At 65.8% G+C, this 25148-nt stretch carries 21 protein-coding genes and 2 pseudogenes; 13 read left to right on the forward strand and 10 right to left on the reverse strand.

The annotated features are described in order from the left end of the window. Nucleotides 1-228: 228 nt before the first annotated feature. Both AB4Y98_RS18675 and upp read right to left on the reverse strand, forming a co-directional pair. Complete coding sequence (locus AB4Y98_RS18675) at nt 229-522, reverse strand: PsiF family protein (protein ID WP_442244905.1); 294 nt, start codon at nt 520-522, stop codon at nt 229-231. A gap of 117 nt (nt 523-639) precedes the next feature. Then, a complete protein-coding gene (upp, locus tag AB4Y98_RS18680; RefSeq protein WP_025878832.1) occupies nt 640-1272 on the reverse strand; it encodes a uracil phosphoribosyltransferase in 633 nt (210 codons plus the stop codon). 153 nt (nt 1273-1425) lie between these two features. Between upp and AB4Y98_RS18685 the strand changes: the two genes are divergently transcribed. The 4 genes and pseudogenes from AB4Y98_RS18685 to AB4Y98_RS18700 all read left to right on the forward strand — a co-directional run. Further along, a complete protein-coding gene (locus tag AB4Y98_RS18685; RefSeq protein WP_442244906.1) occupies nt 1426-3984 on the forward strand; it encodes a TonB-dependent receptor in 2559 nt (852 codons plus the stop codon). Continuing rightward, nucleotides 3984-5102, forward strand: coding sequence for a phytase (locus tag AB4Y98_RS18690; RefSeq protein ID WP_394198339.1), 1119 nt, complete (start codon nt 3984-3986; stop codon nt 5100-5102). Before AB4Y98_RS18685 ends, AB4Y98_RS18690 begins: the two co-directional genes overlap by 1 nt. 53 nt (nt 5103-5155) lie before the next feature. Next, a complete protein-coding gene (locus tag AB4Y98_RS18695; protein WP_363731380.1) occupies nt 5156-6463 on the forward strand; it encodes a metallophosphoesterase family protein in 1308 nt (435 codons plus the stop codon). Nucleotides 6464-6473: 10 nt separating this feature from the next. Beyond that, a pseudogene (locus tag AB4Y98_RS18700) lies at nt 6474-6608 on the forward strand (inorganic diphosphatase); the annotation flags it as partial. A gap of 105 nt (nt 6609-6713) precedes the next feature. Here the strand turns inward: AB4Y98_RS18700 and AB4Y98_RS18705 are convergent. Then, the gene (locus AB4Y98_RS18705) at nt 6714-7295 is read right to left on the reverse strand and encodes a hypothetical protein (protein WP_363731262.1); all 582 of its coding nucleotides are present in this window, start codon (nt 7293-7295) and stop codon (nt 6714-6716) included. Nucleotides 7296-7407: 112 nt separating this feature from the next. Here AB4Y98_RS18705 and AB4Y98_RS18710 point away from each other — a divergent pair, with 112 nt between their 5' ends. Both AB4Y98_RS18710 and AB4Y98_RS18715 read left to right on the forward strand, forming a co-directional pair. Continuing rightward, on the forward strand, nt 7408-8823 hold the full coding sequence (locus tag AB4Y98_RS18710) for a cryptochrome/photolyase family protein (protein WP_442244907.1): 1416 nt from the start codon (nt 7408-7410) through the stop codon (nt 8821-8823). Between the two features lie 141 nt (nt 8824-8964). Then, entirely contained in the window at nt 8965-9660 is a 696-nt protein-coding gene (locus AB4Y98_RS18715) for an OmpA family protein (RefSeq protein ID WP_089240401.1), read from the forward strand. Nucleotides 9661-9841: 181 nt separating this feature from the next. Here the strand turns inward: AB4Y98_RS18715 and AB4Y98_RS18720 are convergent, their stop codons facing one another. After that, complete coding sequence (locus tag AB4Y98_RS18720; protein WP_025878839.1) at nt 9842-10873, reverse strand: LysR family transcriptional regulator; 1032 nt, start codon at nt 10871-10873, stop codon at nt 9842-9844. 147 nt (nt 10874-11020) lie between these two features. Here AB4Y98_RS18720 and AB4Y98_RS18725 point away from each other — a divergent pair, with 147 nt between their 5' ends. From AB4Y98_RS18725 to AB4Y98_RS18750, 6 genes are all read left to right on the forward strand, one after another. Beyond that, on the forward strand, nt 11021-11248 hold the full coding sequence (locus AB4Y98_RS18725; protein WP_223494836.1) for a hypothetical protein: 228 nt from the start codon (nt 11021-11023) through the stop codon (nt 11246-11248). Then, nucleotides 11245-12015 carry an SDR family NAD(P)-dependent oxidoreductase gene (locus tag AB4Y98_RS18730; RefSeq protein ID WP_025878841.1) on the forward strand — a complete coding sequence of 257 codons (771 nt, stop codon included), beginning with the start codon at nt 11245-11247 and terminating at the stop codon, nt 12013-12015. The genes AB4Y98_RS18725 and AB4Y98_RS18730 overlap by 4 nt, the downstream gene beginning before the upstream one ends. A 91-nt stretch (nt 12016-12106) precedes the next feature. Continuing rightward, nucleotides 12107-13330, forward strand: coding sequence for an efflux RND transporter periplasmic adaptor subunit (locus AB4Y98_RS18735; protein ID WP_025878842.1), 1224 nt, complete (start codon nt 12107-12109; stop codon nt 13328-13330). A gap of 127 nt (nt 13331-13457) precedes the next feature. Further along, nucleotides 13458-16628, forward strand: a complete 3171-nt coding sequence (locus AB4Y98_RS18740; protein ID WP_025878843.1) for an efflux RND transporter permease subunit — start codon at nt 13458-13460, stop codon at nt 16626-16628. Nucleotides 16629-16691: 63 nt separating this feature from the next. After that, nucleotides 16692-17429 carry an SDR family oxidoreductase gene (locus AB4Y98_RS18745; RefSeq protein WP_442244908.1) on the forward strand — a complete coding sequence of 246 codons (738 nt, stop codon included), beginning with the start codon at nt 16692-16694 and terminating at the stop codon, nt 17427-17429. Next, nucleotides 17423-18844 (forward strand): efflux transporter outer membrane subunit, encoded by a 1422-nt coding sequence (locus tag AB4Y98_RS18750; protein ID WP_025878845.1) that lies wholly within the window; start codon nt 17423-17425, stop codon nt 18842-18844. The genes AB4Y98_RS18745 and AB4Y98_RS18750 overlap by 7 nt, the downstream gene beginning before the upstream one ends. Nucleotides 18845-18885: 41 nt before the next feature. On the opposite strand, the pseudogene AB4Y98_RS18755 reads toward AB4Y98_RS18750, so the two are convergent. Beyond that, nucleotides 18886-19264, reverse strand: a pseudogene (locus AB4Y98_RS18755) (VOC family protein). A gap of 139 nt (nt 19265-19403) precedes the next feature. Here AB4Y98_RS18755 and AB4Y98_RS18760 point away from each other — a divergent pair. Then, a complete protein-coding gene (locus tag AB4Y98_RS18760; protein ID WP_442244909.1) occupies nt 19404-19667 on the forward strand; it encodes a hypothetical protein in 264 nt (87 codons plus the stop codon). Nucleotides 19668-19685: 18 nt separating this feature from the next. On the opposite strand, the gene AB4Y98_RS18765 is transcribed toward AB4Y98_RS18760, so the two are convergent. From AB4Y98_RS18765 to AB4Y98_RS18785, 5 genes are all read right to left on the reverse strand, one after another. Further along, nucleotides 19686-20540 (reverse strand): endonuclease/exonuclease/phosphatase family protein, encoded by an 855-nt coding sequence (locus AB4Y98_RS18765; protein ID WP_442244910.1) that lies wholly within the window; start codon nt 20538-20540, stop codon nt 19686-19688. Between the two features lie 135 nt (nt 20541-20675). Continuing rightward, entirely contained in the window at nt 20676-20915 is a 240-nt protein-coding gene (locus AB4Y98_RS18770; RefSeq protein ID WP_223485122.1) for a hypothetical protein, read from the reverse strand. A 163-nt stretch (nt 20916-21078) separates the two neighbouring features. Beyond that, nucleotides 21079-21951 carry a glyoxalase III HchA gene (gene hchA / locus AB4Y98_RS18775; protein WP_442244911.1) on the reverse strand — a complete coding sequence of 291 codons (873 nt, stop codon included), beginning with the start codon at nt 21949-21951 and terminating at the stop codon, nt 21079-21081. A 77-nt stretch (nt 21952-22028) separates the two neighbouring features. Further along, nucleotides 22029-23009 carry a hypothetical protein gene (locus AB4Y98_RS18780; protein WP_442244912.1) on the reverse strand — a complete coding sequence of 327 codons (981 nt, stop codon included), beginning with the start codon at nt 23007-23009 and terminating at the stop codon, nt 22029-22031. A gap of 65 nt (nt 23010-23074) precedes the next feature. Further along, on the reverse strand, nt 23075-25078 hold the full coding sequence (locus tag AB4Y98_RS18785; RefSeq protein WP_442244913.1) for an esterase/lipase family protein: 2004 nt from the start codon (nt 25076-25078) through the stop codon (nt 23075-23077). Between the last annotated feature and the right edge of the window lie 70 nt (nt 25079-25148).

Genomic DNA, 25148 nt, shown 5'->3' on the forward strand with positions numbered 1-25148 from the left:
GTGTCGGATTACGGGGACGCCGCAAGTACGTCCTTGTAGGCTTGGCAGCCGCATCCATGCGGCTGACACCCCGCAATCCGACACCGCCCCGCCGCTGACAGATTTTCGTGATCTGTCGGGTCGGATCCCGTTGCTGCGCAACGGGCTCTGACCCCATTCGACGGACAGGTTCCAAGTGACGGTCAGTAGATCCACGCCATGCGTGGATGGGGCCTTTCTTCGCTGTTTTTACGATGCCTTGAGGCAGCTGCTCATGAAGGTCTTGCGGGCGTCGCCGGCGAGCTTTGGGGTGGCGGCATCTGCGTTGCACTTCTTCATGCGCTCCTGCGGCGTGGCAGGGGTTGCCGGTGCGGCTGCGTGCGAACTCAGGCATGCGCTCTGTGCGGACTTGTAGGCGTCGTCTTTCAGCCCTTTGTTCTTTGCCGAACAGTCGGCCATGCGCTGTTGCTGTGGGGTGGCTGCGTTGGCGGCAAGCGGGAGGCCGACCAGCAGGGCGGCGGCGAGCAGCAAAGAGGCTTTCATGGTGGCTCCAGGGCAGGGCGGGTGCGCGGAGCATTCGCCCGTCGCTGCAAAGCCGGCGTGAAGGTGCCTGGAGCGGGTGGAGCACTTCCTTTCGAAAGCGCTCCGCCCCGGTCGATCTCAGCCCACGCGGGTACCGAAGATGCGGTCGCCGGCATCACCCAGGCCCGGCAGGATGTAACCCTTGTCGTTGAGCTGCGCATCGATCGCGGCGGTGTAGATCTCCACGTCCGGGTGCACGGCCTTGACCGCTTCGATGCCCTCCGGCGCGGCAACCAGGAAGATGCCCTTGATCCGGCGTGCGCCGGCACGCTTGAGCATGTCGATGGTGGCGATCAGGGTGCCGCCGGTGGCCAGCATCGGGTCGAGGATCAGCGCGTCGCGCTCTTCCAGGCGGCCGGTCAGGCGCTCGAAGTAGGGCACCGGCTGCAGGGTTTCCTCATCGCGCTGCAGGCCGACCACGCTGACACGGGCGGCCGGGATCAGCGACAGCACGCCGCTGAGCATGCCCAGGCCGGCGCGCAGGATCGGCACCACGGTGATCTTGGCGCCGGCGATGCGCTGCACGGTGACCGGGCCGGACCAGCCAGGCAGGGTGTGCGGCTCGGTTTCCAGGTCGGCGGTGGCCTCGTAGGCCAGCAGCGTGCCCAGTTCGTTGGCCAGTTCGCGGAAATCCTTGGTGCTGAGCGCGGCGTTGCGCATCAGGCCGATCTTGTGCTGCACCAGCGGGTGGCGCACTTCGACGATCTTCATGGGAGGGTCTGGCAGAAGGGGAGGCCCCCATTTTAAGCGGAATGCGCGGTGGTGCCGAGCCGGGTCCGGCAGGCCAGGCTCCACCGGTGTCATGCCCATGCAACCTGCCGGACATACCGTGCTGACCCAATCTTTACACCGTTGGGGATAGCTGTGCAGAAGAAGAACACGTTGGGCCTGGCAATCAGCCTCTCGCTGCTGGTGACGGCCAGCCCGTCAGTGCTGGCGGCCGAAAACGCTGCCGCTGCCGTGGCAGGGGGTGTCGCCGCAGCGACCGATCTGGACCGCATCGAAGTGCGCGCGCAGCTGGAATCGCAGGTACGCGCCGTCGACCTGAAGCGCAGCAGCGATGCCATCGAAGACGCCGTGTCCTCCGACGCGCTGGGCCAGTACCCGGACAAGAACGTGGCCGAGTCGCTGCAGCGCCTGCCGGGCATCAGCGTGACCCGCGACCAGGGTGAAGGCCGGTTCGTGGTGGTGCGTGGCCTGGATGCCAACCTCAACAGCGTCAGCGTCGACGGCATCGCCATCGGCACCCCGGAAGATTCCAGCCGCGCGGCGCCGCTGGATGTGATTCCGTCCGATTCGACCGAGCGCCTGCGCGTGGTCAAGTCGCCGACCCCGGACATGCCGGGCGACGCCATCGGTGGCGCGATCCTGGTTGAATCGGCCTCGGCCTTCGATCGTGACGGCCGCAGCCTGCGCGGCAAGATCGAAGCCAGCCACCAGCAGCTGTCCGGCGAAACCAGCCCGAAGGCGGCCTTCAATTACAGCGAAGTGTTCAACGACACCTTCGGCGTGGCGCTGGGCGTGAACTACCAGAAGCGCACGTTCGAATCCGACAACACCGAAGTGGAGTACGACGGCGAAGACGATCCCGCACCGGGCGATGTCACCGCGATCAACCTGCAGCACCGCAAGTACGAAATCGAACGCAAGCGCATCGGCGCCAACCTCAACCTGGACTGGCGCCCGAACGAGGACAGCAAGTACTACCTGCGTGCGCTGTACAGCCAGTTCGATGATGCCGAAACCCGCCAGCGCGTGATCTTCAACTTCGATGACGCGAAGATGGTGAAGACCGGTACCGACCAGTACCGGTTGGAGGGCATGCCGAAGGATTCCATCGACAAGCGCATGCGCTACCGCACCAAGGAAGAGAACACCTTTGCGGCCAGCCTGGGCGGCGAGAACACGCTGACCAACGCCGTGGTCGATTACAAGGTTGGTTTCACCCGCACCGAAGAGCGGGTGAACGATGAAATGGAGGCGCGCTTCAAGCTCAACGGCAAGGCCTTCAACGGTACGCTGGACCAGAGCAGTCGAATGCCCAGCTACAGCTTCGACAATCCGCAGTGGCTGGACAACGCGAACTACGCGTTCGACCGCTTCGTGATTTCACCCAAGCAGGTGGACGACAAGGAGCACAGCGCCCAGGTCAACGTGCGCTTCGACGGCGACAGCAGCAGCATCAAGTTCGGCCTGCTGGGGCGCTGGCGCGACCGCGACGTCAACGTAGACGAAAGCGAACTGCGCGTCGGCCCGAAGGTTGCCCTGTCCAGCTGGACCACCGGCTCCCCGGATCACCGCCACGGCACCCTGGGTGACGGCATGGATTCGGACGCGATGCGCGCGTACTGGGCGGCCAACCGTGGCCAGTTCAGTGCCCGGCCGCAGGATGTCGGCGCCAACGCGATGACCTCGCTGGAAGAGGACTACACCGCCAGTGAAGACATCTTCGCCAGCTACGCCATGGGGACCTGGGATGTCGGTGCGCTGCGCATCATCGGTGGCGTGCGTGTGGAGAACACGCGCTTCAGGGCCGAAGGCAACCAGGTCGATGTGGCGGCCAACGGCCGCAGCTACACCGTAACCCCGCGCGTGGCCAACAGCAGCTACACCAACGTACTGCCGGGCCTGCACCTGCGCTACGACGTAGCCGATGACTGGGTGCTGCGCGCGTCGGCCAACAAGACCGTTTCGCGCCCGTCCTTCGGCGATATCTCGCCGCGCGTCGGCTACAGCCGCGGCGACGAGGAAGTGCGCCTGGGCAATCCTGAGCTGGACCCGTACGAGTCGAAGAACATCGACCTGTCGGTGGAGAAGTACCTCGGCAGCACCGGCATCGTTTCGCTCGGTCTTTTCCACAAGTCCATCGACGGCTACATCGTCGAGACGGTGCGCACCAATGATCCGGCCTACGGTGGTTTCGACGTGACCCAGCCGATCAATGGCCGCAAAGCCACCGTGCGTGGTGCGGAGCTGAACTGGCAGCAGCAGCTGGCCTTCCTGCCCGCCGGCCTGGACGGCCTGCTGGTGGGCGCCAGCGGCACCTGGCTGGATACCGGATTCGACGCTGGCATCGAGGATCGCGCCGGTGAGGATTTCACCCTGCCGCGTGCCTCCAAGCACGTGTACAGCGCCCACATCGGCTATGAAAAGTACGGCCTCAGCACCCGTCTGGCGGCGGTGTACCGCAGCGAGTACCTGGACAGCATCGGCAAGGGCCGTGCGTTCGACATCTACGTGGCGCCCAACACCCAGCTCGACTTCTCGCTGGACTACAAGTTCAACGCGAACGTGAGCGTGTACTTTGAAGCGCAGAACCTGCTGGACAAGCCGTTGGAGCTGTACCAGGGCACGCGCTCGCGCACCCTGCAGATGGAGGAATATGGCCGCACCTACGCCGTCGGCCTGAAGGTGGCGCTGTGATGGCGCGTTGCATCACCCTGATGGCGGCCTCGCTGGCAGCCGTTCTTGCCGCCGGCTGCACGCCGGCCGCGGACAAAGCGCCGGCAGCGGCTGCAGCGACCGGCGCTGTGGCACCGGTCGAGCGCAACGTGGCGACCATCGCCGAGGCCTTCCTGACCCCGATGACCCCGGCCGACAACATCGATTCGCCCGCGTCCTGGCAGGCGCCGGATGGCAAGACCTGGCTGATCGCCACGGCCAAGGCCACCGACAAGCTGGTGGTCTACGACGGCAGCAACGGCCAGCACCTGCGCGACGTCGGCAGCACCGGCACCGGCCTGGGCCAGTTCGATCGTCCCAACGGCATCGCGGTGATCGATGACCTGCTGTGGATCGTCGAGCGCGACAACCACCGTGTGCAGGTGCTTTCGCTGCCGGACTTCACTCCGTTGGCCACCTTCGGTGCCGACGATCTGCGCAAGCCCTACGGCCTGTGGGTGGACCGCCGTGCCGATGGCTACAGCGTCTACGTCACCGACTCCTGGGACAACGGCGAGGACGCACAGGGCAAGGACATCCTGCCGCCGCTGGCTGAGCTGGACAAGCGCGTGCGCCAGTACCACGTGTCCCGCGATGGCACGAAGGTGCAGGCAACACTGTCGGCCAGCATCGGTGATACCAGCGAAGCCGGCGCGTTGCGTGTGGTCGAATCGATCTGGGGGGATCCGGCCAATGATCGCCTGCTGATCGCCGAAGAGGACGAAAGCTACGCCAGCGAATTCAAGGTCTACACCCTGGCCGGGCGCTTCACCGGCACCACCTTCGGTCGCGACGTGTTCAAGGCGCAGGCCGAAGGCGTGATGCTGCGCACCTGCGGCAAGGACGGCTGGTGGATCACCACCGAGCAGGGCAAGCAGCGCAGCGTGTTCCATCTGTTCGACCGCCATACGCTGAAGCCGGTGGGTGCGTTCCAGGGCAATACCGTGGCCAACACCGATGGCATCTGGATGATGCAGCAGCCGACGCCACGGTTCCCGCACGGTGCCCTGTATGCGGTGCACGATGACCAGGGTGTGGTGGCCTTCGACTGGGAGAGCATCGCCAAGCAGTTGGCCCTGCCGCTGGAGTGTGGCTCGTGAGCGCGCGTTTGGTGCGCCTGCTTGCGATCGGGCTGCTGCTGGCATTGCCATCGATGGCGATGGCTGCGGCCGAGCCCAATACGCAGGTGCCGTCGGGCAGCCGCTACTACGCGGCCACACCGGTGCCGGACCGCATCGTTGCCTCTCCATCGGTCGACCCCAGCCACGGCTTCGCAGTGGCCTGGCGCACCGATGGCAGCGTGCAGTCGCCGCTGCTGGAAATCGCACGGGCCGACGATTCGCCGGCCATCGAGGGCATCGTCCAGGTGCGCGCGAAGACCCAGGTGCTGCAGACCGAGAACGGCCTGTCGCATCATCATCGCGCCGACATCGATGGTTTGCAGCCGGACACCCTGTATGTCTACCGCGTACAGGGCAATGGCAGCTGGAGCGCGTGGAACCAGCTGCGTACGCTGGCCGCTGCCGACCAGCCGCTGACCCTGCTGTATTTCGGCGATACCCAGAACAAGAACGTCAGCCATGTAAGCCGCGTGGTGCGGGCTGCACAGAAGGCCGCGCCGGATGCACGGATCAGCCTGTTTGCCGGCGACCTGGTCAGCGGTGGCGACAACATGGACGACAGCGAATGGGGCGAATGGTTTGCCGCCACCAACTGGCTTGCACAGGAGACGCTGGTGGCGCCGGCGATCGGCAACCACGAGTACTTCGAGGAATTCGAGGACACGCCACAGGAGCGCCGTGTGCTGGGCCGCCATTGGCCGGTGACCTTCGCCCTGCCGGGCAACGGTGCCAGCGCGGCGGCGGGTACCAGCTACTGGTTCGACGCACAGGGCGTGCGCGTGGCCGTGGTCGATGGCACTTCGGCGCTGGATCTCGGTACCGCCAAGGCGCAGGCACAGTGGTTGGACAAGGTGTTGTCCGGCAACCGGCAGCCGTGGACGATCGTTCTGCTGCACCAGCCGTTCTATTCGCCGCGCGAGGGCCGCGAGAATGCTGCCCTGCGCAAGGTGCTGCTGCCGGTGGTGCGCCGCCACAAGGTGGATCTGGTATTGCAGGGGCATGACCACACCTATGGCCGTCGCGGCGAAGGGCAGGCGGCAACGCCGCAGTACGTGGTGACCGTAGCCGGGCCGAAGCAGTACCGCCTGTCGGACGAAGCACGCACGACGATGGACCCTGTGGGCGAAGACACCCAGCTGTTCCAGGTGTTGCGCATCGATCCGCAGCGCCTTCGCTACGAGGCCCGCACGGTGACCGGGCGCCTGTACGACGCCTTCGAGCTGAAGCGCGATGGCGGTGGCAGCAAGCAACGGGTGGAGCAGCAGGAGGGACGGATCGCGCCGCGTGACTGCGCGCGTGCGCAGACCGCCAAGGGCCGCACCGACCGGTGCTGGGAGTGAGGGCAGACCGATGAGCACGCGCCCGCGCCTCGTTCMCGTGGCCGCCATTGCCGTTGCCCTGCTGCTGGTAGTGGGCGCGGTGGCTGCTGCCGATACCGTACTGCACCCGTTCCTGGCCGCTCAGCCGGAGCAGGTGCCGCAGGAAAGAACGACGGACGGGTGATCAGCGAAGCGATGCAGCAGTCCAAAAGTGGATCCATGCCACGCGTGGATTGAAGCTTTCCGTGCACCATCCGCGCATGGCGTGGCTCTACTGCATTGCGTCCAGGAACAGTTCTGCTTCATCCGTGCTGCCCAGCACCACAGCGACAGCGCGCAGCGCCGCTTCGCGATGAACCGGACGGATCCCGCCATCATCGTCATCGCTGTACAGATCCTCATCGGCCTCGAGGTAAACGCTGCCGGCCGCCGCCAGTGCGGCCATCAGGGTCGGTACGTCGGCGACGAACCCGTCGGCGTCCCAGTGGCCCGCGCCATGACGGGCGAACAGAACGCGGCCATCGTCGATGTCGAGGATGAGAGGGTCGGCGCCACGGTCGGCGATCACCAGCCAGTGCGCTGGCCAGTCGCTGATCGGTTCGCCATCGATGCCGTTCCAGCGATAGCCTGCCTGGTAGGCCCACAGGCGCTGCAAGGGCGGTATCCACACCTCAAGGCCTGGAATGGTGATGCCGCTGGGCCCTTTGGCAGGATTGAATACCTCACCGAACGGGCCGACGCGTGCATAGAATCTGGCCAGCACGTCCGGCAGCGGGAACGGCCCCTGCCACGCGTCGGCGGATTGCGGTTGCAGGGGGCCGAAGCGGGCAAACGTGGCGCGAAGATCATCCATGACGTGGGCCGGGCGGAAGCGGAAGAGCGCGCAGCCTAGCAGAGCCGGTCGCACGCATTGCCTTCACCGTCACTGGCTATCATGGCCGCCCAGCAACTGAGAGGCAGTGCACGTGTCGGTAGCGTTGGTATGGTTCCGTCGGGATCTGCGGTTGCAGGACAATCCGGCGCTGCAGGCGGCGCTGGAAGCTGGCCACGATGTGGTGCCGGTGTACATCCACGCGCCGCATGAAGAGGGCGAGTGGGCGCCGGGCGCGGCCTCCAATGCATGGCGCCATCGTTCGCTGGCAGCGCTGGACGCCGACCTGCGTGCACGGGGTTCATCGCTGGTGCTGCGTGCCGGTGACAGCCTGCCGGCCCTGCAGGCGTTGATCGAGCAGACCGGCGCTGAAGCGGTGTACTGGAACCGCAAGTACGAACCGGCGACGCAACCGCGCGATGCCGCCATCAAACGCACGCTGCGCGAGCAGGGCATCGATGCGCAGAGCTGCAACGGCAGCCTGCTGTTCGAGCCCTGGGACATCGCCACCCAGCAGGGGCAGCCCTACAAGGTATTCACTCCGTACTGGCGCAACGTACTCAGCCACTGGCGTTTGCCCGCCTTGCAGGCTGCACCGGAGACGCTGCCGGCGCACACGGTCGACAGCCTCGCGCTGGATACGCTGCAACTGGCGCTCACGCTGGACTGGGATACCGGGTTCTGGGAACTCTGGCAGCCGGGCGAGACCGGTGCGCTCGAGGCGTTGTCCGTGTTCGAGGATGGTGCGCTGCGCGGCTATCGCGAGCAGCGCGACCTGCCGGATCGGGTCGGTACCTCGCGGCTGTCGCCGCACCTGCATTTCGGCGAAATCGCGCCGTGGCGCATCGCCCACGCGCTGGAAGGCCTGCGCAATGCCGGCACCGATGCCGACATCGACGGCTACCTGCGCCAGCTCGGTTGGCGTGATTTCGCCTACCACCTGCTGCACCATTTCCCGAAGACGCCCACCGACAACCTCAATCCACGCTTCGATCGCTTCCCTTGGTCCAACCCCAGTGCTGCCCAGCTGCACGACTGGCAGCGCGGCAACACCGGTGTGCCCATCGTTGATGCTGGCCTGCGCGAGCTCTGGCATACCGGCTACATGCACAACCGGGTGCGGATGATCGTTGCCAGCTACCTGTGCAAGCACCTGCGTGCGCATTGGCTGCACGGCGCGCGCTGGTTCTGGGACACGCTGGTGGATGCGGACCTGGCCAACAACACGATGGGGTGGCAGTGGGTGGCCGGCACCGGTGCCGACGCGGCTCCCTATTTCCGGGTATTCAATCCGGTTACACAGGCCGAGAAATTCGATCCACAGGCGCGCTACATCAGTCGCTGGGTGCCTGAGCTGGTGGCGCTGCCGGTGAAGGCACGGTTCGCTCCATGGCAGCACCCGCAGCTGTTGGCCGAACTCTCGCCCGGCTACCCGCGCACGCCGCTGGTGGACCTGGCGGCTGGCCGGGATGCCGCTCTGGCCGCCTACCGTCAGTCGGCGGCGGGGTAAAGCGCTGGCTGAGCGGTCCAGACAGCTAGCTGAACACGTCCCTGTCGACCGGTGTGATCATCATCCCGACATCGCGTCCGGCTGTTTATCCTCGTTGCCGCCCGCAAGCCGCCGGCCCGACCGGAAACCAAGGAGAACACCATGATCCGCAACACCACCCGCAACGTCGCACTGGCCCTGATGAGTGCGGCCGTCCTGTCGGCCTGCGCCACCGGCGGCTCCTATGTGCAGAGTGATCCGTACGGCAACCCGACCGAGCAGCAGAACCGCACCGGCCGCAATGCCCTGATCGGTACTGCCATCGGCGTGGCCGCGGGCCTGCTGACCGGCGACAGCGCGACCGAACGTCGCCAGCATGCGCTGATCGGCGCGGGCATCGGTGCACTCAGTGGCGCCGCGGTGGGTCAGTACCAGGATCGCCAGGAGCGCGCGCTGCGCGAGCGCACCGCCAACACCGGCATCGATGTCGAGCGCCAGGGCGACAACATCATGCTGAACCTGCCCGACGGCATTACCTTCGACTTCGGCAAGTCGGCACTGAAGCCGCAGTTCTACGGCTCGCTCAATGGCGTTGCCGGCACCCTGCGCGATTACAACCAGACCATGATCGAAGTGGTCGGCCACACCGACAGCATCGGCAGCGACGCGGTCAACAACCGTCTGTCCAAGGAGCGTGCTGATTCGGTGGCGCAGTACCTGATCGGCCAAGGCGTGCAGAGCGTCCGAATCGAGACCCTGGGCGCGGGCAAGTCCTATCCGATCGCTGACAACAGCACCGATGCCGGCCGTGCCAAGAACCGTCGCGTCGAGATCCGCGTGATTCCTCTCAAACAATAACGCGCAGCGTTATCGCTGTTCCGGCGCAGCCGGAACGAAAATGCCGCCCTTGCAGGCGGCATTTTCTGTAGGTGCCGAGCTTGCTCGGCACGCCGATAGCCCATGTGGAGAGCCGTGCCGACCAAGGTCGGCATCTACCGGAGGCGATCCAGGAGCAGGGTACAGGCGGCATCGCTGCAGCTTACGCCGCCGAAGCAGCCACCTTCTCCAGGATCCGCTTGCCGCTGCTCGCCAGCGCCGCTTCTTCCTGTTCCTGCTGCTGCCGCGCCAGCTTCGCACCGGGGCACTGCGCCAGCATGTAGTTGGCATCGAAGTTGAGCTTCTCCACCAGGAAATCGACGAACGCGCGCACCTTCGGCGAGACCAGCCGGCCACCGGCGAACACCGCGTTGAAATCCACTTCCGGCCCGGTCCAGCCGGCCAGCACGCGGCGCACCATGCCCGACTCGACGAACGGCTTGGCCATCACGTCGCCGGTCAGCAGCAGACCTTCGCCGCACACCAGCGCGCCATTCAGCGCAGACATGTCGTTGGCCGTCATCAGCGGCGTCACCGGGAAGTCGCGCAGCTCGCCACCGTTCTCGCCCAGCTGCCAGGTAAAGCGCGGCGAATTGCCGGTGTGGTACGGCTTGCGCATGGCCAGGATGCGGTGGAACTGCAGCTCTTCCGGATGCAGCGGCTCGCCGTAGCGCTCGATGTAGGCCGGGCTGGCGAACACCTGCGTGCGCAGGCTGCCGAGCTTGCGCGCCACCAGGTTGGAATCGGGCAGGGCACCCACGCGCAGGGCAAGATCGGCCTCACCGGCGATCAGGTCCAGCTTCTCGTTGCCCATGTGCATGTCCAGGCGGATCTCCGGGTACTGCGCATGGAACTGGCCCAGCAGCGGTGCGATCCAGGTGATGCCGATCGAATAGGGCACGGTGAAGCGCAACCAGCCGCGTGGACCGGACTGCAGCTGGCTGACCGCGCTTTCGGCTTCTTCAAGTTCGCGCGCGATGCGCTGGCAATGCTCGTGATAGATCGAGCCGGCTTCGGTGAGGCCGAGGCGGCGCGTGGTCCGGTGCAGCAGGCGCGCACCGAGGCGCGTTTCCAGTTCCTGCACCTTGCGGCTGACCGTGGTCTTGGGCAGGCCGAGCGATTTTGCAGCGGCGATGAAGCTGCCTTGCTCGACCACTTTGACGAAGATCAGCGTCTCGTTGAGATCGTGGGACATGGTCAGGAATCCTGGACGTCGGGGATGGGGCAATCGTGACAGAACGATTRGACCGGGGACGGGATGATTATTCCCCTTAATCAGGACTAATCAAGTAGGGGTTTGAGGTCTATCGTGGCGCCATTCGCTAATTGGAGCCCGTCCGCCATGAGCCTGCGCAACATTCTTGCCCGCTTCCGGATTGCCGGCCAGAACGCTCTGGACCTGGCAATGACCGTCGAATCCCGTCCTAGCTCCTTGGTTAACAAGGATTTTCGGGAGTTTACAGCACCCATGCGTCAGCAGCGTGGCGGTGCCTTGCGCCTTGCATCCCACAAGGGTGACCGACTGCGTCGAATCGGGACTATCCCGGATTTGGGAGGAAATGTCCCGTGAATGGGATTCTGACGCCCGAAGTCCTGGTTCTCGGCGGCACCGGTGCCGTGGGCCAGGGTGTGGTCGGTGCATTGCTGGAGGCCGGCAGCCCCGTGCTGGTGGTCGGCCGCGATCCGGGCCGCCTGGCGGCGTTGCACGAGCAGTTCGCCGATGAGCCGGGCCTGCAGACGATGCTGGGCTCGCTCAGCGACGACAGTTCGGCACGTGCGCTGGCCGAACGCGTGGCGCAGCGGCCGCGCCCGCTGGCAGCGGTGGTTGCCGCGATGGGCGGTCCGTACAACCGTGGCCGTGTGGTCGAGCGTGGCGGTGACGCCCTGTCGGCGGCATTGCAGGCGGACCTGATGCCGCATGTGCACGCGGTGCACCACCTGCTGCCGCTGCTGCAGGACAACGTGCACGCCCGCCGCTACGTGATGATCGGCAGCCCGGCCGGGCTCAAGCCCTGGGCAGGCTATGGCGAGACCTCGATCACCACCGCAGCGTTGCGCATGTACGCGCAGGTAGTGCACCAGGAAGCGCAGGCCGTAGGCGTACGCGCGCAGATGCTGGAAGTGTGCAGTCCGGTCTGCACGCCGGCCAACGCTGCCAACGCCTGTATCGAATGGCCGAGTTCACTGCTGGTCGGTCGCCGCGTGGTGTCCCTGCTCGACGGGTGCCGCGACAACCGCGCAATCGTCCGTTGCGACAGCAGTGATGCCGAACTGCCACGCGGCCTGCTGCACCTGGAAATACCGCCGCTGTGGCGCGACACCGCAGGCGTCGCTTGACCTCGACTTTGGTTGAGGTCGCAGGATACGCCGCCGAAAGTTGATAGCAATTCTCAAATAGCTGTACCACCCCTCCGTACGGATGCATGCCATGACTTCCCCCAATACCACTCCACATCGTTTCGGTCATCGCATCGCGATGGCTGGCGTGTCGATCCTCGCTGCCGCCGTCCTGGCGGCCTGCAGCGGAGGCCATGCCGAAGAAGCCGGCGCGCCGCCCCCGCCGCAGGTCAGCGCTGCCCCCGTGTTGCTCAAGCAGGTCAGCCAGTGGGACGAATTCAGCGGTCGCGTCGAGGCCGTGCAGAGCGTCGAGCTGCGCCCGCGCGTGTCCGGCTACATCGACAAGGTCAACTACGTTGAAGGCGAAGAAGTGAAGAAGGGCGCCGTCCTGTTCACCATCGATGCCCGCAGCTACCAGGCCGAGTACGATCGCGCCAACGCCGAACTGGCCCGTGCGCGTACCCAGGCGGTGCTGGCCCGCAGCGAGTCCGAGCGTGCCAAGCGCCTGGCCGAGCAGCAGGCGATTTCCACCGAGACCGCCGAACAGCGTCGTGCGGCCGCCGACCAGTCCGGTGCGGCGGTGCAGGCTGCGCAGGCAGCGGTGGATGCCGCCCGCCTCAACCTGGAGTTCACCAAGGTGCGTGCGCCGATCGACGGCCGTGCCGGCCGGGCGATGGTCACCGCCGGCAACCTGGTCACCGCTGGCGACAGCGCCAGCGTGCTGACCACGCTGGTCTCGCTGGATACCGTGTTCGTGTACTTCGATGCCGACGAAAGCACCTTCCTGCGCTACGCGCAGATGGCGCGCAAGGGCGAGCGCCCGAGCGAGCGCGACAGCGAGCTGCCGGTGAAGATCGGCCTGTCCGGTGAAGAAGGCTACCCGCACTCGGGCAAGGTCGACTTCCTCGACAACCAGGTGACCCGCAGCACCGGCACCATCCGCGTCCGCGCGCTGCTGGACAACGCCGATCGCCAGTTCACCCCGGGCCTGTTCGCCCGCGTGCAGCTGCTCGGCAGCGGCCAGTTCCAGGCCATGCTGATCGACGACAAGGCCGTGCTGACCGACCAGGACCGCAAGTACGTCTATGTGGTCGACAAGGATGGCAAGGCCCAGCGCCGTGACATCCGCCTCGGCCGCACCGCCGAAGGCCTGCGCATCGTCGAGCAGGGCCTGGCCGCCGGTGACAAGGTGATCATCGATGGTGTGCAGAAGGTCTTCATGCCCGGTATGCCGGTGCAGGCGAAGGCGGTGGCGATGCAGCCCACCGCTGCGCCGGCGCCGGGTCGCGATGCAACTGCCGCACTGAACCACTGATCCGCCGGCTCCTGATCCGCGTCCCCGCTTAGCTGCCGGTGCCAGCGGCAGCCGTCACTGCCTTCGCCAGATTGGCGAGGGGCAGGGCGGCTGTTGCCCGCCGACGGCCTTTTCCAGGAATTCTTCCATGGACTTTTCCCGTTTCTTCATCGACAGGCCGATCTTCGCGGCGGTGCTGTCGATCGTGATCTTCGCCGCAGGCCTGATCTCGATTCCGATGCTGCCCATCGGTGAGTACCCCGAAGTGGTGCCGCCGTCGGTGGTCGTACGCACGGTCTACCCGGGCGCCAACCCGAAGGTGATCGCCGAAACCGTGGCCACCCCGCTGGAGGAGGCCATCAACGGCGTTGAGGGCATGATCTACCTCAAGTCGGTGGCCGGTTCCGACGGCGTGCTGCAGATGACCATCACCTTCCGCCCGGGCACCGACCCGGACGAAGCGGCGGTGAAGGTGCAGAACCGTGTTGCCCAGGCCCAGGCGCGACTGCCCGAGGACGTGCGCCGGCAAGGCGTGACCACCCAGAAGCAGTCACCCACCTTCCTGATGGTGGTGCACCTGACCTCGCCCAACGGCAAGTACGACACCCTGTACCTGCGCAACTACGCCCGCCTGCACGTCAAGGACGCGCTGGCACGTATCCAGGGCGTCGGCGACGCACAGATCTTCGGCGGTGGTGACTATGCCATGCGCGCCTGGCTGGACCCGGACAAGGTGGCTGCGCGCGGCCTGACCGCCAGTGACGTTGTGCGCGCCATGCGCGAGCAGAACGTGCAGGTCTCGGCCGGCCAGCTCGGCGCCGAGCCGATGCCCAACAGCCAGTTCCTGACCCTGATCAATGCCCAGGGCCGCCTGCGCAGCGAGCAGGAGTTCGGCGACATCGTGCTCAAGAGCGGCACCGACGGTGAAGTGGTGCGGCTGGCGGATGTGGCCCGGGTCGAACTGGGTGCCGGTGACTACACGCTGCGCTCGCAGCTGGACGGCAAGAACGCGGTGGGTATCGGTATCTTCCAGGCCCCCGGCGCCAACGCGCTGGAGATCCGCGATGCGGTGATGGCCAGCATGGACGAGATGCAGAAGACCATGCCGGCCGACGTGAAGTACGAAGCGGTGTATGACACCACCATATTCGTGCGCGACTCGATCAAGGCCGTGGTCTCCACCCTGCTGGAAGCCATCGCGCTGGTGGTGCTGGTGGTGATCCTGTTCCTGCAGACCTGGCGTGCGTCGATCATCCCGCTCATCGCGGTGCCGGTGTCGATCGTCGGTACGTTCGGCGCGCTGTACCTGCTGGGCTTCTCGATCAACACGCTGAGCCTGTTCGGCCTGGTGCTGGCGATCGGCATCGTGGTCGATGACGCGATCGTGGTGGTGGAAAACGTTGAACGCAACATCGAAGAAGGCCTGACCCCGCTGGCCGCTGCGCATCAGGCGATGCGCGAAGTGTCCGGGCCGATCATCGCCATCGCGCTGGTGCTGTGCGCGGTGTTCGTGCCGATGGCGTTCCTGTCGGGCGTCACCGGTCAGTTCTACAAGCAGTTCGCGGTCACCATCGCCATCTCCACGGTGATCTCGGCGATCAACTCGCTGACCCTGTCGCCGGCCCTGGCGGCCCGCCTGCTCAAGCCGCATGGCGCGCCGAAGGATGCCCCGACCCGCATCATCGACCGCCTGTTCGGCTGGGTGTTCCGTCCGTTCAACCGCTTCTTCAAGTCCAGCTCGGAAAAGTACGAGCGTGGCGTGTCGAAGATCCTCGGTCGTCGTGGTGCGGTGTTCGTGGTGTATGCGGTGCTGCTGGTCGGTACCGGCTTCATCTTCAAGCTGGTGCCGCCGGGCTTCATTCCGACCCAGGACAAGCTGTACCTGATCGCCGGCGTGAAGCTGCCGGAGGGTTCGTCGATCGCGCGTACCGATGAAATGCTGCGCAAGGTCGCCAAGATCGCCCAGGAAACCGACGGTGTGGCTCACACCATCTCGTTCCCCGGTCTGAATGCCCTGCAGTTCACCAACACGCCCAACACCGGTGTTGCGTTCATTCCGCTCAAGCCGTTCAGCGAGCGCCATGGCCGCACCGCGGCGCAGATCAATGCGGAGATCAACCAGAAGATCGCAGGCCTGCAGGAAGGGTTCGCCTTCGCCATGATGCCGCCGCCGATCCTCGGCCTCGGTAACGGCAACGGCTACCAGATGTTCATCCAGGACCGTGGCAACCTCGGCTATGGCGCACTGCAGAACGCGGTGCAGTCGATGCAGGGTGCGGTTGCACAGACCCCGGGCATGGCCTTCCCGATCACCAGCTACCAGGCCAACGTGCCGCAGCTGGATGCCGAGGTGGACCGTGTCAAGGCGAAGGCCCAGGGCGTACAGCTGACCGAGTTGTTCGATACGCTGCAGACCTACCTGGGTTCGGCCTACGTCAACGACTTCAACCAGTTCGGACGTACCTGGCAGGTGATCGCGCAGGCCGATGGCCAGTTCCGTGACAGCGTCGAAGACATCGGCAAGCTGCGGACCCGCAACGATCGTGGCGAGATGGTGCCGATCGGCTCGATGGTCACCGTCAAGGAAACCTACGGTCCGGACCCGGTACTGCGCTTCAACGGCTATCCGGCCGCTGACCTGGCCGGTGAAGCCGACCCGCGTGTGCTGTCCTCGGCCGAAGCGATGAACAACCTCACCGCCATCGCCGCCAAGGTGCTGCCGGTGGGCATGGCTACCGAGTGGACCGACCTGAGCTACCAGCAGGCGACCCAGGGCAAGGCGGCCTTCATCGTGTTCCCGGTGGCGATCATGCTGGCGTTCCTGGTGCTGGCCGCGCTGTACGAAAGCTGGTCGCTGCCGCTGGCGGTGATCCTGATCGTGCCGATGACCCTGCTGTCCGCGCTGTTTGGCGTGTGGATGACCGGCGGCGACAACAACGTGTTCGTGCAGGTCGGCCTGGTGGTGCTGATGGGCCTGGCGTGCAAGAACGCGATCCTGATCGTCGAGTTCGCCAGAGAGCTGGAAATGGGCGGCAAGGGCATCGTCGAAGCGGCACTGGAAGCCTGCCGCCTGCGTCTGCGCCCGATCGTGATGACCTCCATCGCCTTCATCGCCGGCACCGTGCCGCTGGTGCTGTCGCATGGTGCTGGCGCCGAAGTGCGCTCGGTGACCGGTATCACCGTGTTCGCCGGCATGCTGGGCGTGACCCTGTTCGGCCTGTTCCTGACCCCGGTGTTCTACGTGGCACTGCGCAAGTTCGTCACCCGCAACGGTGGTGGCCAGCTGGTGCAGCACGGCGAGCCGACCATCCACCACTGACATGGAAAACAGCGGCGCCGGCAACCACCGGCGCCTGCTTCCCCCTACCAAGGCAATGAATCCATGAACACCCATCAGAACAAGATCGCGCTGGTCACCGGCGCAACCCGCGGCATCGGCCTGGAAACCGTGCGCCAGCTGGCACAGGCCGGCGTGCACACGCTGCTGGCCGGGCGCAAGCGCGAAACCGCAGTGGAACTGGCGTTGAAGCTGCAGGCCGAGGGCCTGCCGGTGGAAGCGCTGCAGCTGGACGTCAATGATGGCGCCAGCATCGCCGAGGCGGTCGAGCAGGTGCGTCAGCGCCATGGTCGTCTGGACATCCTGGTCAACAACGCCGGCATCATGATCGAGAACCCAGCGCAACTGCCGTCGGAGCAGTCGCTGGACACCTGGCGTCGCACGTTCGAGACCAACGTGTATGCGCTGGTGGCGGTGACCCAGGCCTTCCTGCCGCTGATCAAGCAGGCCAAGTCCGGCCGCATCGTCAACGTCTCCAGCATGCTCGGCTCGCAGACCCTGCATGCCGATCCGACCTCGGGCATCTACGACTTCAAGATCCCGGCCTACAACGCGTCCAAGGCCGCGGTGAACAGCTGGACCCTGGCTCTGGCCCATGAACTGCGCAGTACGCCGATCAAGGTCAACACCGTGCACCCCGGCTACGTGAAAACCGATATGAACGGTGGCAACGGCGAGATCGAAATCGTCGAGGGCGCGCGTTCCAGCGTGCAGATGGCGCTGATCGGCGAGTCCGGCGCCAGCGGCAGCTTCACCTACCTGGGCGAGGTGCTGCCATGGTGATCCGCACCCTGGCGATGGCCGTCTCCAGCCTGGTGCTGGCGGGCTGTGTCAGCGTCGGCCCCAACTACAAGGCACCGGTGCAGGAGCCCGTCGTCCTGCAGGGTGCACAGCAGCCGGTCTTCAGCACCACCTCGCCGGTGGCCAGCTGGTGGGCGCAGTTCGATGACCCGGTGCTTGAAGAACTGGTGCACGGCGCGCTGTCGGACAACCTGGACCTGCGCGTGGCTGTCGCCCGTGTCAGCCAGGCCCGTGCCGTGTTTGTCGAGAGCCGCTTCGACCAGGCGCCACACGTTACCGCTGGCGGCAGCTACGACCGCCGCAAGCAACCCGATCCGCAGCTGGGTGGGCAGCGGGTGTTCAGTGAAAGCTACCAGCTCGGCTTCGATGCGGGCTGGGAGCTGGATCTGTTCGGCCGCAAGCGCCGTGCTGCAGAGGCCGCGCGTGCCGACCTGGACGCCGAGCAGGCCAACCTTGCCGACGCGCAGGTGCTGATCGCTGCCGAAGTGGCACGCAACTACTTCGAACTGCGTGGCACCCAGAAGCGCATCGCGGTTGCCCAGCGCACCCTGGTCAACCTGCGCGATACGCAGCGGCTGACCGAGGCGCGCTGGGAACTGGGTGCCGGCAGCGAGCTGGACGTGCAGAGCAGCCGGGCACGGTTGAAGGCCATCGAGGCCGACATCCCGCTGCTGGAAGTGGCCGAGACGCAGTCGCGCAACCGGTTGGCTGTCCTGCTAGGCCAGCGTCCGGAAGTGCTGACCGCCATGCTGGCGCCGCACGAAGTGCCGGCGTTTGCCAAGGCATTGCCGCTGGGTGATACCCGCGAACTGCTGCGCCAGCGTGCCGACGTGCGGGTCGCCGAACGCCGCCTGGCCGCCGCCACCGCGCGTGTCGGCGTGGCCACGGCCGATCTGTTCCCGCGGTTGTCGCTGTCCGGCTTCGTCGGCTTCCTCGGCGGCGACGCCAGTGGCCTGGTCAACGGCAACAACAAGGCCTGGTCGCTGACCCCGTCGTTGAGCTGGGCGGCATTCGACTTCGGTACGGTCAAGGCACGCCTGCGTGCCAGCAAGGCCGAGGCCGAGGGCGTAGCCGCGCAGTACGAGCAGGCGGTACTGCTGGCGCTGGAAGACACCGAAAATGCGTTGACCCGCTACTCCAAGCAGCAGGCGCGGCTGGCCATCGTGGTCGAGCAGGCGCAGGCGGCACGGCGTGCCGAATCGCTGGCGCAGATCCGCTACCGCGAGGGCTCGGAAGACTTCCTGACCCTGCTGGACGCGCAGCGCACGCAGCTGGTGGCCGATGATGCACTGGCGGCCGCCGAATCAGAGGTCAATGTCAGTGTCGTGGGTGTGTACAAGGCACTCGGTGGCTGGGGCCAGTCACCGCAGGCGCCGAGCGTGGCGCAGGCGCGCTGATCGACAGGGGACGGAAGCATCTGCTTCCGTCCCTTTTTTCATCATGGCCAGTGGTTGGCCGGAGCATCGTGATCACGCATGCGCACGATGCAGAATCGATGACCGGTGGGCGCTTCCATCACCCACCAGCGTTTTGACGAAACCGACCCGGCGGGCACCGAGTTTTTCCAGCCGTTCGGCTTCGGCGTCGATGTCGTCGCTTTCGATATCCAGATGCACCCGCGACGGGTGATCGACCCGCTGCACCTCCACGTTCAAGCCTGCCGGTGCACCTGTCAGGTCGGCATACTCTGCGTCGCCTTCAGCACGGGCGGGCTCGGCCTGCAGGCCCAGCGCTGCGGCCCAGAAGCGTGCGCTGTCCGCGGCAGGCGTGTCCTGGCAATCGATGATGAAGCCCGCCAGTCGGCTGCGATGGGTCATGTGCCGTCTCCGCTCAATGAGGATGCCGGCAGGGTAGCGCGTGCGCCGCCGCGCGCGTTCTCGCGGTCATGACGTTTCTGACTCTGCCGGAACTGCGGCCCACCGTGTAACTAGTGGGGAAACCAAGGGAGGACGGGACATGAGCGAACAGAAGCAATCGGCCCAACGGACGCTGCTGGGCGATCCCGGCCTGCCTGGGGCCGGCCTGTCGGTCGCCGTGGTGATGCTGCTGGTACTGGCGGCAATGGCTGCGCTGATCGGCTTCCTGCGCCTGCCCGATTCAATGCTGGGTATTGGCCTTGTCGGCATTGCGGTGTTCCTCGCCGTCGGCGCACGCATCTGCCAGGCGCGCGACCAGCACCAGGCGCTGTACCGCCTGCTGGGCAAGCGACCCCCGCCGTAGCGAGGGTCGCTGCAGTGCTCAGTGCTTCGGCCAGTCCAGCTCAACGACCAGCGGGAAGTGGTCGGAGGGCAGCACGCCGCCGATGCGGCGGTCATCGGTCAGGAAGCTGCGCGCGTGGAAGCCACGTACCAGCACCCAGTCCAGCTCGGCGGTCGCCGTTCCTGTGAAGTTGTGGAAGGTCAGGCGCGGACCCTGCGGCGACTTGACCTGGCGACGGGTGTCCTGAAGCACCCGGGTGAAGGCCTGATAGGTGCCGCCGCCGGGCTCGCTGTTGAAATCACCGGTCAGCACCACCGGCAGATCGGAAGGCAGCGCGGCCACGCGCGTGGCGATCAGTTCTGCACCCTTGATCCGCCGCGGTTCGTCCTCGTCGCGGTAGGGCAGGTGAGTGTTCATGAAGTAGAAGCGACGGCCATCATCCAGGCGACGAAACACGGCCCAGGTGACCATGCGCGGGAACAGGTTGCCCCAGCTGATGCTGCCTGCAACCTCGGGTGTATCGGACAGCCAGAAGTTACCGGACTGCTCCACTGCCAGCACCTTGCTGTCGTAGAAAACGCCCATGTGCTCGTCGCCGCTGCCCCCGCGGCGGCCCTCGCCGAACCAGCGATAGTCGGGCAGATGCTCGGCCAGGTAGTTGGCCTGCTCCAGCACCAGCTCCTGGGTGCCGATCACCGCCGGATGCGCCTGCTGGATCACCTTGACCATGGCATCGCGGCGGTCTTCCCAGCGCTTGCCAGGGTCGGTGTCGGCGGGCGTACGCACGTTGAAGGACATCACTTTCAACGGCGCGGGCGAGGCTGCCCAGGTAACGGCGGGCAGTGCAAAAGCCAAGAGTGCGCAGAGCGCGGACGTGCGGAAGCGAGACAACATCGTGGAATCCCTCCATTCCATGAAAGCGGTTTCATGGAGAATGCCATGGAAGGCAAGGGCAGCGGTATGCCGGGATGGGCGGCTGCAAGGGCCGGGCGGACGGCGTGCGACCGCCCGGCAGATGCCACTGGGCGATCAGGGGTCGTACATCATCCCGTTCTCGTCGCGGTTGTAGTGGTCGCTGGCCACGCGGGTGCCGTCGTCATAGACCACGTACAGCGTGCAACGCTGGTGGATGCCGAAGCCGGCCCGGAAGGGCACGCACTCTTCCTGCAGGCCGACCTCTTCGGCGGCATTTGCCGGCGCTGAAGGCACCAGCGCGGCAAGAGCCAGCACGGCACCGAATGAACACGCGAACAGTTTCTTGTGCAGCATCATCGAACACGCTCCTTGTTGTCGTGGGTGCTACCAGACTCCATTGATGCAATGACTGCCGACCGCCGCTGGCAACAGCGTGCCGGCGCCACACCTGCAGCGCAGAACACAGGTGCGGTCCTGTGTAGCACGCAGCCTGCGTCGGCAGGAAGTGCCTGTCCTCTCAGCGACCGGCCAACGCATCCAGCAGGGTGCGCGCAGCCAGCTTGCCCAGCGCATTGCCCGCCAGCGGGCTGTCGCCGGTCAACAGCAGGCGGTCCTGCATCACGCTGCCATCGATGCCCTCGTTGACGATCTGCACGCCCTGCTGGGCCAGGCGCTCACSGAAGAACCACGGCAGTTGACCAGGCATGTAGCCGATATCCGGGGTCTGCCGGTCCATTGCATCGGGGAAGGCGCAGATCCGATGCCCGCGGAACAATGAACCGCCACCGGCTTCATCCACGCCGGCCGCCAGCAGTGCGGCAGGGCCGTGACAGAGGGTGATGATGTGACGTTGATTGTCCATCGCCCACTGCAGGGTGGCCTTCACCGCGCGGCTTTCCGGCAGGCCGATCAACGCACCGTGACCGCCGGGAATGAACACCGCGGCGTAGTCCGAACCGGCATCGAGTGCCCTCGCCACCTCGTCGAGGTGCAGAGGCTGGCGGAAGCGGGATTCGTAGCGTTCGTACAGGCCGCCGATCTCGCGATCTTCGCGTGGGAACGCCCACCATTCAAACTTCACCGGGTTGCCCGACAGCGTCGCCACGTCGATGCCGAAGCCGGCCTTGTGCAGGTGATACATCGGCAGCAGCGTCTCCACCGGATGGTTGCCGGTCGAGAACAGGTGGCCGTTGGCGGTCGGCAGATAACGTTCGTCGGCGGCGATCATCAGCACTTTCCAGCGTCCGTCACGGCGGGCATCGGGATAGTCCGCGCCGGACAGATCGGTGGTTGCCGAAGTGAACTGGGACAGCGAGTACGGCGACGGGAAAAACGCATCGCGCTCGGCCGGGTCGGGGCTGGGCTGACGGCTGGGCTCTGACGTGTTCATGCGGACCTCCTGCGGAAGAGAGTGGTCACCTTAGCCAGAGCGATGCGTACGCACGATGAGGGATTTCCCCAATGCGATCAGGCAGGGGGCGCTTGCTGAACCCGCTGGTAGGCGTCGTCCAGCATTGCCAGGAAAGCCTGTCGCTGCGCGGCATCAAGCACCACCGCGCGTTCGAACGCATCCACGCTCGCACTCCAGTCCGCCAGTGTGTCGTCGTTGTAGAGGGCCTGATGCCGTTCCCATGCTCCGCCTGCCTTCAGGTACAGCCACTTGTCGAACAAGTGCAGCGGGCTGCCGTTGTCCAGTCGCAGGGGGCGGGTGGTCCTGGTGTGGGCCAGCACGCTGCGCAGCGCAGGTGAATCGTGAAGCTGGCCTGCCCAGACGTGGTTGCCAAGATGTTGCTCGGCAAAGCGCAGGATCGCTTGGTGATCATCCTCCAACCCGGCCTCGTAGAGTGCCTGCGGCACCCGCAGGTGCCGGCGATCGAACAGCCACTTCAGTACCAGCGTTGCCGCCTGCGGGGTGGTGTTGTGTTCATTGCCAGGGTCGAAATCATGATGGCCGATGAACTCGCGGTCCTCATGCAGATTGAGCTGGATGGTGTCCACGCGCTGCCTGCGCTTGCAGAACCAGAGCTTGATGTCGACGTCCCCGGTAAGTGGCTTTTCAAAGTAGGCGGTGTCGCCGAATTCTTCCAACCGGCCGTTGAAGTACGCCAGGCAGTCCTGGAGTGTGGCTGATGGCTGCACGTATCCGTCCCAGAAGCCTTCGGGCTTTGGCGGATTGCCCTTGGGCCGGCGACTGAACAGGGTGGCGGACTTGAAGTGGCTCAGCAGGCTGCCACGCGCTCCGACGGTGGGCGGATAGAAGCGATCATTGATGATGTCGAAGGCAAAGTAGAACTCCATGTCGTGGAGCTTGTCCTTGACCGATTTCTGCCCCTGGTTCGCGCTGATCGTGGTCGGGGGCTTGCCGATACCGTGCTGCGCGAACCATGCCTGCAGATGAGCATCCGAGCCCTTGCTGCCGAGCAGCTCGACCAGTGTTGAGATATGCATTCCATTGCCTCGTTGTCGGTGGCCCGGTCGGGAAAGCGCGGGCCATGGTTGCTGTATGTCGTGCGCTACTTCGCCGGCAGAGGATGAGCCTCCATATCCTCATGCAGGATGCGGCGAAGTTCGACGATGGCCGGCGTGGCTTCCTGCACGCTGTGACCGGACACGATCACCTTTTCCGAGACGGCCTTCGGCAGGTGCGAGCTCCAGTAGGGGACCAGTCCATCGTCGGTCTTTTCCAGAGGACCTTCAGCCTGGGTGCGCGCGATGATCGAGTGGTAACGCACCTTCGGCGATATCGGCAGATCGGCCACGGCCTTGACGAAGGCATCGTCCTTGTCCAGGTTCTGGATGCTGTTCATCTGGTAGCCGTGCTTGTCATCGTTGCGCTCGACCTTGCCGTCGTTTGCCAATGTCGCGACATCCTCCAGCACGGTCAGCGGCAGGCGCACGAAGCGGCCGAGCCAGCGCCCCAGCCGCGTGCCGGCAACATCGGTGCCGCGATGGGGGGTAGCGATGAACACCACCCGTGAGATTTCCGGTTCCGGCTGGAATGTCAGCACCGGCGCGCCCTTCGTACGCAGCAGTTCGCGCTGCGCCGGGGTCATCTGCGCAGTCGCCAGCAGGGTGTCGACCAGATGGTCGCCGGAGGAGGACACCATCAGCCGCGAAATCACCCCGCCCATGCTGTGCGCGACCACCACCATGTCGTGCGATGCGAGCGCCTTGCCGGTTGGGTCGAAGTGCTGCAGTGCCTCGTGCAGGATCCGCCGGATCTCATCGTGGCTGAGAGCGATCGGCATGTTGGTCGGGTAGTAGAACTGCCAGATCTGGAAGTCGCCGCGGATCTCATCGTCACGCATCAGTTCGTTGGCCACGTTGACCCACGCCTCCGGGCTGCTGGCCAGGCCATGGATCATCAGCAGCACGCGGCGGTCCGGATCGTACGGCTGCATCATGAACAGATGCGGCTTGTCGATACCGCCCTTGCCGCCGAACAGCGTACGCAGTGATTGCCGGCTGAAGTTGGAGCGGGCCAGCCACAGCGCGTAACCGGCGGTGAAGTTCGCCGCCAGTGGCACCTGCTCGCCGTGCAGTTCCACCACCGCTACCTGATACGGGTCGTGGATCTCCAGTTCCGGCTCGTCGTCGTGCAGCACTTCCCACAGGTTGTTGCCGGAAAAACGCAATAGCACGGTCATCGACGGCGACGGCATCTCGCTCCAGTCGCGCTCGGCCGTCGTTGCGGTACCAGCGGCGGCGGCCGCCAGGCCGGTGCTGGCCGGGTCTGCCATCACCGCCACCAGTTCGGCGCCGAAGCCATCGCGGCGATGCACGCTGCGCAGGGTGCCGGTGAAGGACATCGATGCGGCCGGTACCAGTTCGATCGGCTCGCGCGTGTCCGCTACCGCGCCATCGTCGGCAGGCGCCAGTACGAAGGTCCAGCGTCCCAGCTGGAACCTCCCGTTGTCATTGCGCACCTGCTTGCTCGAATACGCGTCGAACAGCAGCACGGCTGATTCCTGCACGGCCAGGTTGTAGTAGTCGCGCACCTGGGTCTGGCGGTCTTCGAAGCCACGCTGGTTCGCGGTGCGTTCGGTGAAGAACAGATATGCATAGGATTGCCGCGCGATCTGCATCCACGCATCCAGGCGCGGCTGGAAGGTCGGGTCAGGCGGGGCGGTCGCGGCCTTGCTGCGGGCCACCGACGCCGACTCGCGCTTCGGCGCCGGCATCGTCATCGCGTACTGCACCCACAGTTCGGCCAGCGCCGAGCGCTTGTCTTCCTCGCGGACGACGATGCTGCCCTCCATCGCCTCGATGCAGGGCAGGCCGGGCTTGGCACAGGCGCCCTCGTCCAGCCCAGCCACGCGCAGGGTCTCCATGGTGGCCGCGCTGAGCTTGCCGCTGGTGAGAATGTCACCGCGCTTGAGCGCGATGTACTGTCCTGGCGTGACCGTGCCCACCTGCACCGATGGGCCGAACTGGCGCAGCGTCGCGCACCCGCTCAGGGCGAGCAGGGCAACGAGGACGAAGGTGGTGCGGATGACGCCGATGCCTGTTCTTGCCATGTGAACTCCCTGCGCTGGCGCCACTCTAGCGGCAGGCGTGTCAACGCGGAAGCAGGCCTGCGGAAGCGCC

The organism is Stenotrophomonas sp. 2YAF26 (assembly GCF_052114625.1).
Classification (GTDB): Bacteria; Pseudomonadota; Gammaproteobacteria; order Xanthomonadales; family Xanthomonadaceae; genus Stenotrophomonas; species Stenotrophomonas indicatrix.